Here is a 16,739-nt window from a genome sequence, read left to right as displayed (position 1 = left end):
GCGGCATACGTCACCACCACTGACCTCGACCCCGAACCGGACGCACCGGTCGGGGTCGAGGCAGTTGACACCGACACGATTGCCGACGGGCCCGAGACCACCGAGGAGGCGTAGGTGCAAGACCTCGACGCGCTCATGGATCCCGACCTACACCTGCCCATCGCCGGCACGGACTACCGGATCACCTGCAGCGCATGGCAAGGCTTACGCCTACACCGCCTCATCGCCTCCGGAGCAGTCCTGTCCGACGACGAGGAACGCGCCGAGATCCTCCTCATGCTCGGCGACACCTACCAGCAGATGGTCGACAACGACGTCCGCTGGCCCACCATCGTCCACGCCGCCCGCACCGCCATCCTGTGGTTCGGCCACTCCGAAGCCGCAGGCGCCGCCCTGTGGGAACGGCTCGGTACGCCGGGAAATCCGATACCCCCATCCCCGAAGCAGGCACGGATGGGGGAGCGGATCCGAACGATCTTTCGGCGCCCGGCACGTACGGACCGGATGATCCTGGCGGCGGCCCGTACGACCCCGCCACCGGCCTGCGCGAGTGGTACCGCGTCGAACCCGAGAAGCTGAAACCGGCCCGGGTCGAACGCAGCATCAACGACTGCCTGAACCACTGGAACCTCATCGAGCTCGACCTGCAGGACCTCGGCATCGACATCGAATCCGGGGTCCTGCAGGCCCGCTCCTGGCGATGGCTGCGCCTGCGCATCGAAAGCCTCGCCGCCGAACCATCCTCCCGCCTGCACAAGGCCCTACTGAGAGGCGTGTGAGTGGCGCTCAAGGACCTCACCGAAACCGGGTTCGACCCCGACCTGCACCTGCCGATCCGCGGCAAGCAGTACACCGTCCCGGCCCCGGACTACGAGACCGCCAAGGCGATGCGGGAGCAGACCACCGCGGAGGGCCTGCCGCCGGTCGAGCAGATCAACCAGGCCATCACGGCCCTGGGTCCGGCGTTCGACGAGATGGTCGCCGACGGCATCCCGTGGCCGATGATCCTGCACGCCGGCCGCACCACCATCCTGCACTTCGGGTTCTCCCCGGATATGGCCGAAATCCACTGGGCGATGGCTCACCTCGGCCGAATGGTCGACCTCGAACAGGTCTCCGAGCAGCTCGGGAACCTCGAGAAGGCGCGCCGCGCCGCACGAAAGCAGCAACCGAAGGAGTAGCCCCGTGGCATTGGACGTCGGCGAGCTGGTCGCCCGCCTCACCCTCGACGACTCCCGATTCATCCAGGGCACCCAACGCTCCGAACAGCAGTCCCGCCAAGCCACCCAGCGGATCTCGAGCAGCTTCCAGGACATCACCCGCGCCGCCCAGCGCGCAGGCCAAGCCGCGCAGGCCGTCGAGATCAACGACCAGCTGGAGCGCGAGGCCCGGCGGATTGCCCAGCAGATCCAGGAGCTCGAGCGCAACGCCCAGCGCGCCGACCAGTCCGTCGATGACATCGTCATGAACGCCAACCTCCTCAGCGAGGCGCGGCGGGCAGCGGACGAGATCGAGCAGATCCGCACAGCCGCACGCCAGGCCGCGGGCGCCATGGACGATATCGAGCTCGGCAACCGTCTGCAGGAGGACCTGCGAGCTGCGCAGAACGAACTCGACGACCTCTACCGGCAGGCAGGACAGGGCGGAGGCCCCGCGGGCGAGCAGGGCGGCAGCAACTTCCTCTCCGGGTTCTCCGACGCCATCGGCAACCTCGGCTCCAAGGCCGGCCCGATCGCAGGCTCGCTCATCGGTGTCGCCGCCATCGGCCTCGCCGCCGGTGCCGCACTCGCGGGGGCGATAAAAGACGGCATGGAAGCCGAGCTGCAGCGCGACCTTTTCCAGGCCCAGACCGGCGTCACGACCGCCCAGGCCCGCAAGTTCGCCCAGGCCGCGGGCGAGGCGTATGCCAACGTGTTCGGCGAGTCCGTCGAGCAGAACCTCGACACCGCCCGCATGGCACTGTCCACCGGACTCCTCGACCCAGGCGCCACGCAACGTGACGCCGAGGCGATGATTCAGTCCCTCGACGGCGTCTCCACCATCCTCGGCGAGGAGATCCCCGCCGTATCCCGCGCCGCGTCCCAGGCCATCAAGACCGGATTCGCTCAGGACGCCAACGACGCCTTCGACCTCCTCGTCAAAGGCTCCCAGATGGGCCTGAACGTCTCCGAGGACTGGCTCGACACCATCACCGAATACGGCACCCAGTTTCGGCAGCTCGGCCTCACCGGCGCCGAGGCGATGGGGCTCATGGGGCAGGCTGTGGCGGCCGGTGCGCGCGACACCGACACCGCTGCGGATGCACTCAAAGAGTTCGCGATCCGCGCCATCGATGGATCGACGGCCAGCCAGGAAGGTTACGAAGCCCTCGGCCTATCGGCGTCGGAGATGTCCGAGCAGATCGCCAAGGGCGGCGAGGATGCCCGCAACGGACTCGAACTCGTACTCACCAAGCTGCGCGAGATCGAGGATCCGGTCGAGCGCAACGCCGCCGCGGTCGCCCTGTTCGGCACCAAAGCCGAGGACCTCGGGCAGGCCATGTACGCCATGGACCTGACCACCGCGGTCGAGCAGCTCAACGACTACGAGGGCGCCGCCAAGCGGGCCATCGACGTCATGGGAGGTAATGCTTCCACCTCGGTCGAGGGTGCCATGCGCGCCATCTCCCTCGCCGCCGACGGACTCAAAGCCTCCCTCGCGGAAGCTTTCGGCCCCTACATCCAGCAGTTCGCCGACACCATCTCGAACAATCGGGCCGGCGTCATCCAGTTCTTCATCGACATCGGAAACACCGCCTTCGATGCGGCGGAGAAGGTTCTGCAGTTCGTTTCCGGCGGGATGCGCGGGCTCGGCGAGTTCGCCGAAGCGGGCTCACAGATGGCCGCCTCGTTCCTCGAATCCATCGCCGGGATGGTCGCCGGACTCGACGCCTTCATGGGCCCGTTCGACGAACTCATCCCCGGAATGCCCGACTTCGGGGACATGGCGGGCGATATCGCGAAGTTCGCCGACACCGCCCGCAGTGGCGGCACGTCGATCTCGGAGGCGATGAACGCCGGCGCCGACGCCATCGACACCAAGCTGATCCCGGCGCTCGAGTCGGGGCAGATCCGGTTCAACGAGTTCGCCGGGGATATGAAGCTCTCGGCTGCCTTCAACGACGAGATCCAGAAGGTGAACAACTCCATATCATCGTTTGGCGTCACAGCCGATGGCACACAGCTCAAGATCCAGAACTGGACGGGCTCGCTCGACCAGGCGAACTGGGCGCACAAGCAGATGCACGACACCCTCACAGCGATGCCCGCCGCGTTCGAGGCACAGAACCGCACCGGCCTCGAGGCGGGCGCCACCGTCGAGGAGTTGACCCGGCAGTACGCGGCGAACCGGGACCAGTTGATCCAACAGGCCATGCAGATGGGGCTGACGAACAAGGAAGCCGTGACGCTGATCAACAGCTACGGCCTCGTCCCTAACCTGGTGCAGACGCAGATCAGTCAGCCGGGGATGCCCGAAGCGCACTACGCCCTCGACGTCCTGCAAACCAAGGTGATCGACGTCCCGGACAGTAAGACCATCCACACGGAGGCGCTGACCCAGGACTCGATGGACAAACTGGCAGCCCTCGGCTTGAAGGTGGAGACCCTGCCCGACGGTACCGTCCTGGTCACCGCGGACACCGACGACGGCCAGAGCGCCATCGACAACTTCATCGCCCGGAACAACGGCAAGTCCGTCGACATGTACGTCGAGATCCAAGCGCGTCGGCGTGCCGGGGGCGTGGCGGATGACTTCGTCGGGCCGAGCATCTATGACGCAGGCATGGCCGACGGTGGAGTCCGGCAGCGCGCGAACGGTTCTCTCGATCAGGCGCACATCGCGCCCGGCCGCGGGAACGGCACCCTCGCCACCACGCCGCTCGGTCCTGTTCGGTACGCCGAAGGGGAGACCGGCTGGGAGGCGTACATCCCCGGCGCACCATCCAAGCGGGCCCGGTCGGAGCGCATCCTCGCCGAGACCGCGAAGCGGATGGGGTTCGGGCTACTCAAGCTCGACGACATCCTGCACATGGCCGACGGCGGCATCAACGAGGGTGGGTTCGACTCTCAGGCCGCGGTCGCGAAGGCCATGGCGCACGACGGGCAGCCGTACATCTATGGCGGCCTCGACTGCTCCGGATACCTCTCCGCGGTGTTCAACGCCGGCACCGGGCAGAGCGTCCGGTTCACCACCGACTCCGACTTCGAAGGCATGGGGTGGGTGCCCGGGTTCGATCCGGACGGGTTCTCGATCGGCACGAACAAGGGCTCCGGCACCAACGGGCACATGTCGGGCTACCTGTACGGCACGAACATCGAGTCGGACGGGTCGAACGGCATCCAGTACGGGCGCGGCGCGGACAGTCCTCTCGACTTCCCGTACGTGTACCACTGGCCCGGCGCCTCGGCCGCGGGGAATCCGCCGCGTGAGGAGATCGAGCGGTTCGGTGAGCAGGACCTGATCGACGACCTGAACGGCAACAAGAAGCCGCGGGTGAAGGGCTCCACCTCGACCGGGGTGGCGATGTCCACGGACGGCCAGCGGGTGTTCGTCACCAACTGGCCCGACAGCCTCGGTGGGAAGGCCGCAGAGAAGCCGGCAGAGGAGCGCCAGCCGATCTGGTCGGCGTCGATCCGGGCGTTCGATCAGGGCGGGTTCCGGGACGCGCACATCGCCGCGGACGGCGCGGACCTGATCCGCTACGCGGAGAAGGGCACGGGTGGGGAGGCGTACATCCCGCTCGCCCCGGCGAAGCGGGGACGGTCGGTGGGGTTGACCCGGGAGGTCGCGCACCGGTTCGGGTTCGAGCTGGTGCCGATGGAGAACGGCGGCCTCACCGGCTTCGGTGGGTACATCGGCGACAAGGGCTCCACGTTCGATGTGCCCCTCACTGCTGAGGGTTGGGCGGCGATGTCGCCGAACAAACGCCGGGCCACGATGTACAACCTCGCTGCCCTCGGGATTGGTGGGGCGTTCGCGATCGCGTCCGGGTTCGACGAGAACGGTGCGTTCACCGGCCAGTTCGACACCGGTGCCAACTCTCACCCCGGCCTGGAGAAGGCGTTCGGGGCGTGGGCGGACCAGATCAATGAACAGCTCGAGGCGATCAAGAAGGCCGCCGAGAACCCCGATCCGCTGCAGGTGCAGGTCGACATCGACAGCGGCTCCCGCACAGCACAGATCGAGATCACGAAACGAGGTTTGTAGATGGCGGGGAGGCGGTACGTCCTCGAATGCTGGGACGGGCAGGTGTGGGACTTCAATGACCCCACCTGCCCGCTCTCGTTGCGCACCGATCCGACCGGCATCGAGGGCGCCGGCTTCGCTTTCGACGACCAGAAGAACGTCGACCAGGCGGGCGTGACGATGCGCGCGCGCATGGACGATCCGAACCTCGTCGGCCTCGACGTGAAGATCGGACCCGTCCGCCCGGGCACAGGCGCTGTGGAGCTGCTGCGCAAGTGGCGGCACTCCCTCGGCCGAGGCAAGCAGATCCACCGCTTCCACACCATCACCGACTTCGGCGGTGACCGCTTCCAGGACGTGCGCCTCGGCAGCAAGCTCGAGCCGCCGAACCTGACCCTGATGAAGGACGCCGGGGTGATCCTGTCCGACCCGGTGACACTGCGGTCGGACGAATCCTGGTGGCGGCGCCGCCCCGTCGTGAAGACGTTCACCCCGGCCGAGTTCGCAGGCGCGTCGATCGACACGGACAGTGACGAGCCGGTGTGGCCGCACATCGTCATCACCGGCCCCATCACCCTGCCCACGATCGGCTGGCAAGGCGAAGCGGTTCCGCTGCCGACGATCGCGGCGGGAGATCGCTGGACGATCGAGACCGACCCGGACTTCTTCCAGATCAACGACAGCACCGGCGCGGACCGATCGTGGATCGGGCGCCGCTGGTACAAGCAGATCCCCGCCGGCCGTAGGACCGTGCCGCTCACCATCGCCGGCACCGGCACCTCCTCAGCAACGAAGGTGGAGATCACTGTGCCTCAATTGCACTGGGCGGCCCTATGACCATCGTCTACGAGCCCGGGTACGCCCGCCCCAACGCCGACGCTCCGGTCGGGTTCGACATCGAGATCGGCAACCCGATGGCGACGGCGTGGCGGCCCCTCGGCGGCTACATGTACGCCGATTTCGAGTGGGACTGGAACAAGCCGACCTCTGCCACCATCCGCATCAAGGGTGACCACCCCATGGCGGGGTATCTGGTGAACTGCCGGCGCACGGTCATCCACATCCGCACGGAGCGCAACGGCATCCCCTGGGATGGGCGCGTCCTGCGCGCGAACGTCAAGGGCAAGCCCGGACGCGAGATCATCACCCTGACCTGCATCTCGAACCTCGTGTGGCTGATGTCCGGACTGGTGTGGGTGAACAACACCCTGCCACCCGAGTTCCAGATCAACATCACGGGCAAGCAGAACGTGAAGTGGGGACCGTTCGACATGGTCTCCAAGCTGTACCTCGCCGAGGTGATGACCCGCCTGCGCAAGCCGGTCTACGGGAAACTCCCGGTGCGCCGGACCGTGCCGGAGCTGCCGGACCTCGACGACATCGACACCCTCGACGACCTGCTCGACATCGCCGCCGAAGCGCTCGACGAGATGTGCGTCCTGCAGGCCCGGGCGACGCAGCTCGACGAGCTGTTCGAGCAGACGGTGCAGATGCAGGAGATCGGCCTGTCCTGCCACCTGTGGTCGGTCGCCGACGGCAAGCCCTCGCCGAAGGTGTTCAACACCGACACGATTGCCCAGCTGCGCTCGGTCATGGACTACACGTCGGACAACTTCCTGAACTTCACCAACCCCGGGAACATCCTCGGCCTGCAGGACCCGTCGACGTGGAACAAGCTGACCCGCTCCGGGTACGTCTTTGACACCCACGCCAAGCGGGACATGCGGAAGATCCAGTTCCGCACCGACTCGACGCAGGTGGAGTACTACGAGCGGGACGTCGCGCACGCCACCGCACATAAGGTGCTGATCGGCGGCAAGGCGCCCGAGATCATGAACCAGGTCATCGAGTGGGGCGCCAACTTCGCACTGCAGCTCCTGCTCAATGCCCTGTTCCCGGGACTGAATCTCGGAACGATTCTTGTCGGTGACCTGTTCGACGATGTGTTCTTTGCCTTCCAGCAGTTCTGGGACCCCGACCTCGAGGCAGAACTCGGCGAGCACGGCCTCGGTGAGAAGTTCGGCGACAACACCGCAGCCTGGTCCCTGGACGCCTGGGCGAACGGGCAATCGACGCTCAAGGAGAACTCCGGCTCCGACGCCGTGAAGATCCAACTCTCCTCCGGCACCCCGGACGGCCGCGGCTACTGCATGGGCGTCGACAACGGCACCGGCCGGCGGTATCAGGTCGGCGACATCGTCACGCTCTGGGATCGCGGCACCACGGTCGAGCAGTGGATCTCGAACGTGCGGGTGGCGGACAACGGTGAGCGGATGGTCGAGACGGTGACGCTCGGCCAGGACCGCGCGAAGGACGGGTGGGAGCACGTGTTCGCCCACCTGCAGAACTACGCGGGCATCTTCCGCGGCATCGCCAACAGCCTCTAGGAGCACCATGGCATCCCGATATTGGCCGCTCAAACGCGGCCACATCGTCACGTCCGGATTCGGCGCCCGATGGGGCGGAATGCACTTCGGCGTCGACTTCGGATGGAACGGCGGCTCCGGTGGCCTACCCATCTACGCCGTCCAAGGCGGCACCGTCGTCAACGTCGGACCCGCCTCCGGATTCGGGCAGTGGATCGTCCTCGACCATTCGACCGCCGACGGCTCAGGCACCACGGTCTACGGGCACATCATCCCCGAAGTCCGGTACGGCCAGCGCGTCGAGGCAGGGCAGCGGATCGGGCACATCAACCCGGACTCGCGCACGAACGGCGGCGTCGCTCCGCACTTGCACCTCGAGTGGCACCGGGCCGTGTGGTCACCTCCCGGCCCGAACCGACTCGACCCACTCCCACTCCTCGCCGGGGCGCTGTTCCCGGATGAGGCACCCCCTACGCCGGCGCCCACTGCGCAGCGTGAGGGTTATTCCGACTACGTGCGGGAAGGGTTCGCGCAACTCATCCCACCGAAGGGAAACCGATGACCCTCTACGGCATCGACGTCAGCAACCATCAGCGTGAGTTCGATTTCGCCGCGGCCAAGCGCGAAGGATTTGTCTTCGCCACCCACAAGGTCACCGAGGGCGACGGCTACCGCGACCCGTACTGGCCCCGCGCCCGCGACCAGATGCGCGAGCACTTCCCGGGCCTGTTCGGCGGCTACCACTTCGCACGCAACAACGTCGACGTGAACCGCCAGGCCGACGCGCTCCTCGCCCACCTCGGGGACCCGTTGATCCCGGTGCAACTCGACTACGAGGACACCAGCAACCGCGGCTCCATCGACAACATGAAGGCCCTCATCCGCGCCATCGAAGAGCGCGGAATGCGGGTGTTCTCGAACTACCTGCCGCGCTGGTACTGGACCGGCCACATGGGCGCACCCCGACTCGATGGCACCCCGCCGATCTGGAACAGCCACTACGTCAACGGCACCGGCTACGCCTCCGTCCTCTATCCGGGCGACCAGCACGCCGGGTGGGCGGAGTTCCACACCGGCGCACCACCGGTCGTGCTCCTGCAGTTCTCTGAACGCGGCCAGGTCGCCGGCCAGTCGATCGACGTCAACGCCTTTCGAGGCACCGAAAACGAGCTTCGCGCGCTGTTCGGCAGCGCCCAACCCAAGGGGGAACCCGTGGCAGACATCGTCGAACAGGGAGCTGGGCAGCTACATCCACAGCCTGGACGCCTGCGTCCGATCAACCGGCAGCAGAACGTCAACCCCTCGACCCGCACCCCGGACGAGCCGTGGCCGTACGACACGTGGTGCGACATCTGGAACGAGGTCGTCTGGGACGGCTTCACCATCCCGCCAGAGGCAGCCGACGTGCCCGACGACGTGGGGCGCTCCCTCGTCGCGCTGGTGCAGACCATCGCCGCCCGGCAGGCCCGCATGGAAGCCCGACAGATCCGCATCGAATCCGCGCTCGACCAACTCCTCGGGGGGAAGCAGTGAAGAACATCGCGAAGAACTACCCGGCCATCCGTCAGGTGATCTACGGCATCCTCACCGTGCTCGGCGCGATCGCAGTGGGCGCCGGACTGATCACCGAGAGCGAATCGGCGGAGTATCTCGGATACGCCACGCTGGTGCTGACCACCCTCGGCAACTTCCTCGCCGGATTCTTCGTCGACCGAACCTCGCCCGCGCAGGAGCAGAAGATCGAGCAGGCCGTCGAGGTGGGATTCGAACGAGTTGCGCAGCGTGTGCAGCCCCATGTGCAAGTGGACATCGACCACGTGAACGATCTGCGGGAGCGGTACGTCGACCCGTTCATAGTCCGCCCGCCCGGGAGCCGCTGATGCTGGGCGCCCGGCTCACGGCGGGCGCCGGCGGACTGATGAACTGCTCCGTCGGGCTCCTCTACGTGCTGCCCGAGTCACTCGTGCGCCGACCCCTGCAACCCGGCCAGGTCTCCGCTGTCGCACTCATCGAATCCGTGGGCCCGTCGTGGACCATCCTGTTCGCGATTTCCGGCGTCGTACTCCTGGCGGCCGCGATCCGACGTCGCGGGTTCATCCGTGCCCACAACCTCGCGGTGTTCGTGTGGGCGCTGTACGGCGGCGCGGTCCTGTTCTCGGCGGCCCTGACCGAGCCGCCCGCTCCCATTATCACGGGGGTGATCGGCTTCTTCGTCGCGCTCATGCACGGCTGTATTTCGCGCGGGTGCGCAGAAAGAGGACTGAGGTGAGTGCGGATCCGAACCTGTTTGCCGGTATCGCCAGTCTCATCACCGCGACCGGTGGCGCGCTCGCCGCGTGGTTCGGTTCCCGTTCGAAGGTGCGACTCGACGACACGGCCGAGCTGAAACGCAAGCTCGACCGGGCCGAGGCTGAGCTCGAGGAGAAGGAGCGGACGTGGGAGGAAGCTCTCGCGCACGCCCGGACCGCGCACAGCACGCACGTCGACGAGCTGCAGAGCCGCCACGACGCGGACATCGCCCGGCTGCAGGGCCGGATCGATGCGTTGCTCGAGCAGCTCGATGCGCGCGATCGGCAGCTGACCAAGCTCGACCGCCTGGTCTTGGTGATGCGCGGATACATCGGCAAGTTATCCCGGGTGGTGCTCGACCTCGGTGGCGTGGTCCCTGACCGGCCTCGTGAAATGGACTAGGGGAGTAGATGGAAAAGCTTCCACGTCGGCGCCCCTCTGGGCACGCGGAGCGTACGCAGCAGACCGGCAACATTCCTGGGCTGATCATCGACTACGCGATCCAGCAGGTGAACAACTTCATCGGCGACCTACTCGCGGCGCTCGATGGGATCACCTTCGGCCTGTTTAACCTCGATGCTCTGGCTGGCCGTTTCCGTGGCACCGAGACTCGCCTCGACCGTGAGGTGGTGCGTCTCGACAATCGCATCGACCAGATCTCCGACGAGCTCGGTGTCGTGCAGATCGCCACGTACGGATACTCGGATCGCTGGTGGAAGCCGCCGGGCGCGTACGGCGACATCATCCTCGACGCCATCGGTGGGGCCTCGGGGGGTGGCCGGTCGAACAACGGCGGATCCGGCGGCACCTACCGCGGTGGCCTCGGCGGCTGGTCGGGCGGCTGGGACAAGAAAGTTCTTCAGCACGACCAGTGCCCGCCGTACATCGACATCGTCGTCGGCGAGACCGCGGCCGGCGCATCCAGTGACGGCGGGCACGGCAGCACCGGAAAGACCACCACGTTCTACGCCCCGGACGGCACGATCCTCGCGCAGGCCACCGGCGGCAGTTCGATCAACAAGCAGTACGGATCAGGATCCAACACCTATCGAGTGCGCGGTGGCGCCGGCGGCATGAGCGGTACCACCGGAGGCGACGGTGGGGCGGGTTCATTCGATCCAGGCGGCAAAGGCAACCCCGCGACCGGTGGTGGCGGCGAAGGCGAGAACGGTCTCAGTGTCCAGGCCGGAAAGATCGGCGTCGGCTCCGGTGGCGGAGGCGGCGCGCAGGCCAGCATTAGCGGCAGCGGCGGTAAGGGTGGCGACGGTGGCTGGCCCTCGGGTCCCGGCGGTGGTGGTGGCGCGTACATCAGCTTCGGTTTCGCAGGTAACGGCGGAACCGGATCCGCGGGCGCCGGCTACATCTCGACCCGGATCAGCGAAACGCGAGTCACCCCGCCCTCGGTGCCGTCCGGTCTCGCCGCCTCAGCGGTGACCGCGACGTCCGCCACGATCAACTGGGCTGCCTCGACCGACGACTTCGGTGTCGACCAGTACGAGGTCCTCGTCAACAACGTCGTGCGCGGCTACACCGAGGCGACCAGCTTCCCGCTGACCGACCTCACCCCATCGACCGCGTACGCCGTGAAGCTGCGCGCCGTCGACGACAACGGCAACTGGTCGGCGTTCTCGTCCGTCCTGAACTTCACCACGACCGCATAGGAGAGCAATCGATGCCTACCGCACTACAGGTCGCCGACGGCCTCGGCGGATGGGCGGGTCCGGCGACCCTCTACCGCGTCGACCCGCCGATCAACGGGTGCGACCACCTGCTCCTGTTCCACCAGAAGTCGATGTACGGGCAGTCGGGCCAGATGGTCGTGATGCTCGCGGATGAGAACGCGCAGGTGAAGGACGCCCGCCCGACGTTCGGCTCGCACGCGACCGATGATCCGAATCATCCGTTCACGTTGCAGATGGCGGGCGGGTATCGGTTGGTGCAGTCTGTCGACGAGATGGGGGCGTGATGACGCGCATTACCGGCACGGTCGTCGACATCTCCGGCCGCCCCGCCGACGGCATCCTCACCGTTTCCGCACCCGCCCTCCGGCACAGCGCAGACGGCAAGGTCGTCGACCGCATCCGCGTCGACATCGGCATCAGCAACGGCGCCATCGCGGCCCACGCACTCGACCCCGGTCCCGCGAAGCTCGTGCTCGACACCGGCGGCGGATGGCAGGAGTTCGAGGTCGTCATCCCGGACGTCGCCACGATCGACCTGTACGACCTCGTCTCGCAGTACGTCGCCTACGACCCGCCGGTCGTGTCGGAGGTTGCGGAGCTGGTGCGTCGCGCCGAGGAGGCCGCTGACCGCGCCGAACAGGGTGGCGGGGGTGGAGGTGGTGGCGGGATCTTCCTCGACGCCGACGGCGTGCCCTACTTCGACACGACCGCCACCGGTGGCGGCTCTATTGCACTCGACGCTGACGGCGTCCCTTACGTGACGGGAGTCTGATTCATGACATCTCCAGGAACTCAGCCGGCGTCGAAGCGACTCGTCACCGAAGAGCGCGCTAATGCCACTTATGCCCCGGTCTCCGTCGCCGACGACGTCGAGGCTCTCGGCGGCGAGGTGGCAGGAAAGCTGGACCAGGCCGAGGCTGATGCGCGCTACGTTCCGTCGGTCGATTCTCGAGTGCCTGCCGAGAACCTGCCCGCGTTGTTCCGCACCACGGACTCGCAGCCGTTCCGCGCCGATTCGATCTGGAACACCCCCATCGGAACGGAAGCAGTGTTCGAAGATGCTTCTGCTGCGCCGACGGCAAGCCTTCTCGCTGCAACGCCAGTCATCAATGACACCCTCAACGGTTACGGCTTCTACCTCAACATCGCTCGCCCCACGGATCCGCTCGGAACCGGCACTTACCAGGGGGAGAACGGGCCGGTGTCGTTCACCCATCGAATCCCGTACGACCCAGTGATTTCGGCTGGTACAGACGGCTCGATGCGCATCATCGACGGGCGGTTCGCCTATGACTACTGGAAGACCACCAAGGTTGATGACGTCACCTACACCGCCCAGTTCATCACCCGCACAGATCTGCTCGGAACAGGACAGAACGCAGGAACACGGGCGGCACGGTTCCCCACGTCGGGTGGCCTGATCCGCTCCCATGAGCTGTCGAAGTGCTACATCCCGCACGCGTTGTGTATCTCAATCCCGCCGTCGTCGCTGAAACGCGGCTTCGAGTGGCCGGCCGCTGCGGAGGACGCAGCTGGCGTCATCTACTCGGGTGAAGTGCCGATGGGGTCGTTCCTCGCAATTCCTCCGAGCGTCGACATCAACACGCTCGGGCTCAGCCAGGAAGGCTATGCGCTCGCCGAATGCCTCCAGAACTACGGGATGTACGTCGGCGATGCGTCCGGTTCTGCCGCTATCAGCGTCGATGGCGAAGCCGCGGTCGTGATGCGTTCCGCGCTGGATCGGATGCGCGCCGACTGGTCGAGCAAGATCTTCCCGCAGGTGCGGAGAGTGACCAATGTCGGAACCACGGCAGGCGGCCCCGGTCCGCGTCGCGTGCCGGCGTCTGGCCCGGTGGCGATCAGATCCGACTATCAGGAGACGATACTCGACGTCCTGATGACTCAGCAGCGTGCGAACTCGGGCATGATGCAGACTTCCGAGAACGGCGCTACCGACGTCGACCCGCTCGTCTCCACCAATGCAGGCAGTGGTGGACGTAGCCTGCCTTGGACTGGCTGGGCCCAGCAGTACCGGATCTCGAACAAGGCGATCAAACGTGTCGCGGCGCCGGATGGGCAAACCCGCCTTCTACTGCTGGACCCCGGCATGCGCAACGTCCGGATCGAGGTCACGATCGAGGCGATGCATGCCTCCGGCTGGGCGTATCTCGTCGCCGCAGCAGAGGGGTCGGCCAACCATTTCCGGCACGCCTTCGCTTCGCAGGGTGCATCGCAACTCCAGAAGGTAACGGGCGGCGGGGGTGGGATCATCCTGCCGGGAACGTCCCGCCCGAACGGCACAGTAGGGGCGTTCAAGCGGATCGGATTGATGATTTACGGCGCGAGAATCTTCGGTCTCCTCGATGGCGAGATCATCTCGGAAGCTCTGGATCCTGCGAACCAGGGCTTCCGTCTCTGCGGTTTGTATTTCCCGTCCGACACCAATATCGCGGTGAGGGACCTCACCGTGCGGTCGGTTCCTCGTCTGTTCCGGAAGCCGCTGCCTGAGGTGTAGCCCGACGGATCGGCTTCTCGCCGAGAACGAAGGTGCGCACGATGTTCCACCTGCCGAACAGCAGCTGGAACACGATCGGCGCCCCAACGCCGACCGCGAGGCCAACCACGAACACGGCCGGCAGCCATCCGATTCCCGCTTTCTCGAGCGCGATTCGGGTGGCTGCCGAGCCGAAGACGTGCAGCAGGTAGATGCCGAATGCGAACGGTCCGATTGCGGCGAGCCACTTCCAGGTGAATGCCTTTCGAGCTGCGAAGATCAGTACGATTCCGGACACACCCACGGCGACACTGACGAGCCGGCGGACCACCTCGTTCGGCTCCCAGTCGCCGATCAGGGAAGCGAGCTTGAGGGTGTAGATACTGGCGAACAGGGCGGCGGCACCGACGAGGCCCCACCGGTTCAGCTGGAACAGTTCGAATCGGTACATCCCGTAGCCGAGCAGGAAGAACGGGAGCAGCCGGATCGCCCCGTTGATGCTGAACACGTTGGCAGCCTCGGGGACGCTGACGAGGGCGTACAGAACGAATGCGGCCCCCGTAGTTGCACACCACTTCGGCAGGGTGCTTAGCGCGCCGGCGATGCCGAGCAGCGCGACGGCAAGGAACACGAGGAAGATCGCCTCGAGGAACCACAGATGTTCGTAGCCGTAGACGTAGGTCTTCCAAAAGTCACCCAGTTCAGGACGGGTGTTCGCCGCGGGAATCAGCAGTTTCATCGCGAACAGCAACGCCCCGACAGTCAGCAGGGGAAGCAGGAGGCGCCGCGCCTTGCCTCGGACGAGCTGCGGGAAGTCGTCGCGTTGTTCCACGGGGCGCATGGCGTAGACGTAGCCGGAGATGACCGTGAACAGTGGCATCCGGATGTCCTCGAGTCCGAGGTAGAACAGGCGCCAGACGGAGTCGTCGGCGACGCCCATGCCTCGGTCTGAGGTGTTGCCGATGACGTGGCCTGCCACCATGAGCAGCGCAGCCAGGCCGCGGACGGCTTCTACCGATAGATCCTTGGGGCGCTTTCGCTGCCGCGGAACGTAGGGGGTCTGGCTACGAGTTGTGTCCACCCTTACAACATCGCAGAAACAGTCCACTTGTTACGGGACTTTGGTCCGCACTTCCCGGTCACGCCAACTGGGGCAGGTTCGTCGCTACCACGATAACGACAGCTGCGATTGCGCCTCCGCCGAGGCCCCACAGGATGTCACGCATCGATTCGCTCATGGCGCGATTGTCTCCCACGCCTGTCGTATCCGCATCCGCCAGCCGCCCGTAACGCATCCTTATGCCCCCGAAAGAACGCTCCCGTCCTCCTTGAGAGGGCGGGAGCGTTTCTGCGTTCAGGCACTAGTGGAATGTGTAGTCGATTTGTCCGATCCACCTACCCCGAAGGCCTGACCTCTTGAAGCGGCCCGGAGACCAATTCAAATAGTTGTGCTCTCGGGCGTACGCCTCGGCGTCCCGTGCCAACTCTCGTTGCATCTGCTCTGCCGAAATCGGTCCTGTGTATATCCGGCGGAAGTTTTTCTGATGCATAACGCCCCTTGTCTCGCGAATCCCGACCCGATGTAACCGTACGAGCCATAGGGACTGACGCCGAGAAGGACACGAAATCCTGGAACCGATCACGCGCCGGACGCGTCCAACCTCACATGACCGTTGACGAAGTCCGCGACCTACTGCAACTCATGGGGATGCTCGAGCACGCTGAGATGAGGAGCGCGGGCGGTGCTTCCCGGGACCTTAGTCCCCACCGCCCGCGCGCTATCCACGGTACTCAGGACGCGACGCTCGCCGCCAACCATCGACGCACCGTCGCCTCTGACCGCCCGACCTCCGCTCCGATCGCGTAGTTCGACCAGCCCTCAGCGTGGAGCTGGCGCACGCGATGTCGCAGTGCGTCACGCTCGTCGACGGGTGCGTCATGCTTGCATTCAGATTCTGGCTCGATTCGCTCCTGCACCACCGTGAGCTGCGCAGATGTAGGCGACGCAGACGCGTCATCCATCGCGACTCCGATCGTGACCGGCATATTTTCTGGCATATTTTCATCCGCAGAATGCGTCCGTCCGAGTGCTCGGGCGTGCACGATCGCCAGGTGCGTCAACGCGAGCGCCGCCACCGGTGGCACCACTGCGACGACCGTGGCGACACCCGGGTGCACCGGCCCCGGCTGCAGCAGGAGGTGGGCTGCGTTCCCGGCGATCGACACCGCGACGGCGCACCACAGGAGGAGCCAGGCGTAGCGACGCGCTGGCCCGTCGTCGAGCGTCACCACGGTGCGGGTCGCCGCGACGATCAGTCCGTCGACGACGAGGGGCCACACTGCGGACTGCCACTGGCCGAGTCCGGCGCGGGCAGCGAGGTCGGCGAGGGCTGTGTAGGACAGGGCGAGGGCGGCGGCGCCGAGGCTGTAGATGAGGGCCGCGTCGGTGCGCGAGACGGCGAGTGTTGTCATGGGTGCCCCTGTGTTCGACGGCTGGTGTCGAACGGAGGCTAGGTGGGGAGTCGGACAGATTCCGGACAGTTGCACCCTCGGATGCCACCGGAACGGATCGGATGAAGTCGGATGGGGTCGGATCGATAGTCCAGGCCATCGGGACCGCACATCACTGACCTGGATGAACTACCAGGTCACGAGTGGTTTCGAAACCCTCCGCGCCCACAA

The 16,739-nt window shown here is 66.2% G+C and carries 16 protein-coding genes; 14 read left to right on the top strand and 2 right to left on the bottom strand.

Annotated features, from left to right (window positions below; all coding sequences use genetic code 11):
* Positions 1-114 precede the first annotated feature (114 nt).
* The 14 genes from ACQR3U_RS21745 to ACQR3U_RS21680 all read left to right on the top strand — a co-directional run bounded on the left by ACQR3U_RS21745 (position 115) and on the right by ACQR3U_RS21680 (position 14,078).
* The gene (locus tag ACQR3U_RS21745; RefSeq protein WP_230810226.1) at positions 115-579 is read left to right on the top strand and encodes a DUF7426 family protein; all 465 of its coding nucleotides are present in this window, start codon (positions 115-117) and stop codon (positions 577-579) included.
* Positions 580-779: 200 nt separating this feature from the next.
* Positions 780-1,181 carry a DUF7426 family protein gene (locus ACQR3U_RS21740; RefSeq protein ID WP_230810227.1) on the top strand — a complete coding sequence of 134 codons (402 nt, stop codon included), beginning with the start codon at positions 780-782 and terminating at the stop codon, positions 1,179-1,181.
* Between the two features lie 4 nt (positions 1,182-1,185).
* Entirely contained in the window at positions 1,186-5,247 is a 4,062-nt protein-coding gene (locus ACQR3U_RS21735) for a phage tail tape measure protein (protein ID WP_230810228.1), read from the top strand.
* Complete coding sequence (locus ACQR3U_RS21730; protein WP_230810229.1) at positions 5,248-6,063, top strand: hypothetical protein; 816 nt, start codon at positions 5,248-5,250, stop codon at positions 6,061-6,063.
* On the top strand, positions 6,060-7,613 hold the full coding sequence (locus ACQR3U_RS21725; RefSeq protein WP_230810230.1) for a hypothetical protein: 1,554 nt from the start codon (positions 6,060-6,062) through the stop codon (positions 7,611-7,613). The genes ACQR3U_RS21730 and ACQR3U_RS21725 overlap by 4 nt, the downstream gene beginning before the upstream one ends.
* A gap of 7 nt (positions 7,614-7,620) precedes the next feature.
* Positions 7,621-8,154 (top strand): M23 family metallopeptidase, encoded by a 534-nt coding sequence (locus tag ACQR3U_RS21720; RefSeq protein ID WP_230810231.1) that lies wholly within the window; start codon positions 7,621-7,623, stop codon positions 8,152-8,154.
* Positions 8,151-9,125, top strand: a complete 975-nt coding sequence (locus ACQR3U_RS21715) for a glycoside hydrolase family 25 protein (RefSeq protein ID WP_230810232.1) — start codon at positions 8,151-8,153, stop codon at positions 9,123-9,125. Before ACQR3U_RS21720 ends, ACQR3U_RS21715 begins: the two co-directional genes overlap by 4 nt.
* Positions 9,122-9,472 (top strand): hypothetical protein, encoded by a 351-nt coding sequence (locus tag ACQR3U_RS21710; RefSeq protein ID WP_230810233.1) that lies wholly within the window; start codon positions 9,122-9,124, stop codon positions 9,470-9,472. The genes ACQR3U_RS21715 and ACQR3U_RS21710 overlap by 4 nt, the downstream gene beginning before the upstream one ends.
* Positions 9,472-9,861, top strand: coding sequence for a hypothetical protein (locus ACQR3U_RS21705; RefSeq protein ID WP_230810234.1), 390 nt, complete (start codon positions 9,472-9,474; stop codon positions 9,859-9,861). Before ACQR3U_RS21710 ends, ACQR3U_RS21705 begins: the two co-directional genes overlap by 1 nt.
* Entirely contained in the window at positions 9,858-10,283 is a 426-nt protein-coding gene (locus ACQR3U_RS21700; RefSeq protein WP_230810235.1) for a hypothetical protein, read from the top strand. The genes ACQR3U_RS21705 and ACQR3U_RS21700 overlap by 4 nt, the downstream gene beginning before the upstream one ends.
* An 8-nt stretch (positions 10,284-10,291) precedes the next feature.
* Entirely contained in the window at positions 10,292-11,542 is a 1,251-nt protein-coding gene (locus tag ACQR3U_RS21695) for a fibronectin type III domain-containing protein (protein ID WP_230810236.1), read from the top strand.
* Positions 11,543-11,553: 11 nt separating this feature from the next.
* Positions 11,554-11,847, top strand: coding sequence for a hypothetical protein (locus ACQR3U_RS21690; RefSeq protein WP_230810237.1), 294 nt, complete (start codon positions 11,554-11,556; stop codon positions 11,845-11,847).
* Positions 11,847-12,335, top strand: a complete 489-nt coding sequence (locus tag ACQR3U_RS21685; RefSeq protein WP_230810238.1) for a hypothetical protein — start codon at positions 11,847-11,849, stop codon at positions 12,333-12,335. Before ACQR3U_RS21690 ends, ACQR3U_RS21685 begins: the two co-directional genes overlap by 1 nt.
* Before the next feature lie 3 nt (positions 12,336-12,338).
* Positions 12,339-14,078, top strand: coding sequence for a hypothetical protein (locus ACQR3U_RS21680; protein WP_230810239.1), 1,740 nt, complete (start codon positions 12,339-12,341; stop codon positions 14,076-14,078).
* Here the strand turns inward: ACQR3U_RS21680 and ACQR3U_RS21675 are convergent.
* A complete protein-coding gene (locus tag ACQR3U_RS21675; protein WP_230810240.1) occupies positions 14,026-15,138 on the bottom strand; it encodes an acyltransferase family protein in 1,113 nt (370 codons plus the stop codon). The two genes, ACQR3U_RS21680 and ACQR3U_RS21675, sit on opposite strands and share 53 nt — an antisense overlap.
* A 710-nt stretch (positions 15,139-15,848) precedes the next feature.
* A complete protein-coding gene (locus ACQR3U_RS21670) occupies positions 15,849-16,529 on the bottom strand; it encodes a DUF2637 domain-containing protein (RefSeq protein WP_230810241.1) in 681 nt (226 codons plus the stop codon).
* Positions 16,530-16,739: the final 210 nt, after the last annotated feature.

This window comes from Rhodococcus sp. IEGM1339, assembly GCF_050321925.1.
GTDB classification, from domain to species: Bacteria; Actinomycetota; Actinomycetes; order Mycobacteriales; family Mycobacteriaceae; genus Rhodococcus; species Rhodococcus pyridinivorans.
The sequence above is the reverse complement of the archived record's forward strand: the minus strand, read 5'-3'. Positions and strand labels throughout refer to the sequence as shown.

Coding starts and splice junctions, on each gene's coding strand:
- ACQR3U_RS21680 (WP_230810239.1), top strand. CDS start 12,339: ATGACATCTCCAGGAACTCAGCCGGCGTCGAAGCGACTCGTCACCGAA.
- ACQR3U_RS21720 (WP_230810231.1), top strand. CDS start 7,621: ATGGCATCCCGATATTGGCCGCTCAAACGCGGCCACATCGTCACGTCC.
- ACQR3U_RS21730 (WP_230810229.1), top strand. CDS start 5,248: ATGGCGGGGAGGCGGTACGTCCTCGAATGCTGGGACGGGCAGGTGTGG.
- ACQR3U_RS21715 (WP_230810232.1), top strand. CDS start 8,151: ATGACCCTCTACGGCATCGACGTCAGCAACCATCAGCGTGAGTTCGAT.
- ACQR3U_RS21695 (WP_230810236.1), top strand. CDS start 10,292: ATGGAAAAGCTTCCACGTCGGCGCCCCTCTGGGCACGCGGAGCGTACG.
- ACQR3U_RS21705 (WP_230810234.1), top strand. CDS start 9,472: ATGCTGGGCGCCCGGCTCACGGCGGGCGCCGGCGGACTGATGAACTGC.
- ACQR3U_RS21685 (WP_230810238.1), top strand. CDS start 11,847: ATGACGCGCATTACCGGCACGGTCGTCGACATCTCCGGCCGCCCCGCC.
- ACQR3U_RS21690 (WP_230810237.1), top strand. CDS start 11,554: ATGCCTACCGCACTACAGGTCGCCGACGGCCTCGGCGGATGGGCGGGT.
- ACQR3U_RS21725 (WP_230810230.1), top strand. CDS start 6,060: ATGACCATCGTCTACGAGCCCGGGTACGCCCGCCCCAACGCCGACGCT.
- ACQR3U_RS21670 (WP_230810241.1), bottom strand. CDS start 16,529: ATGACAACACTCGCCGTCTCGCGCACCGACGCGGCCCTCATCTACAGC.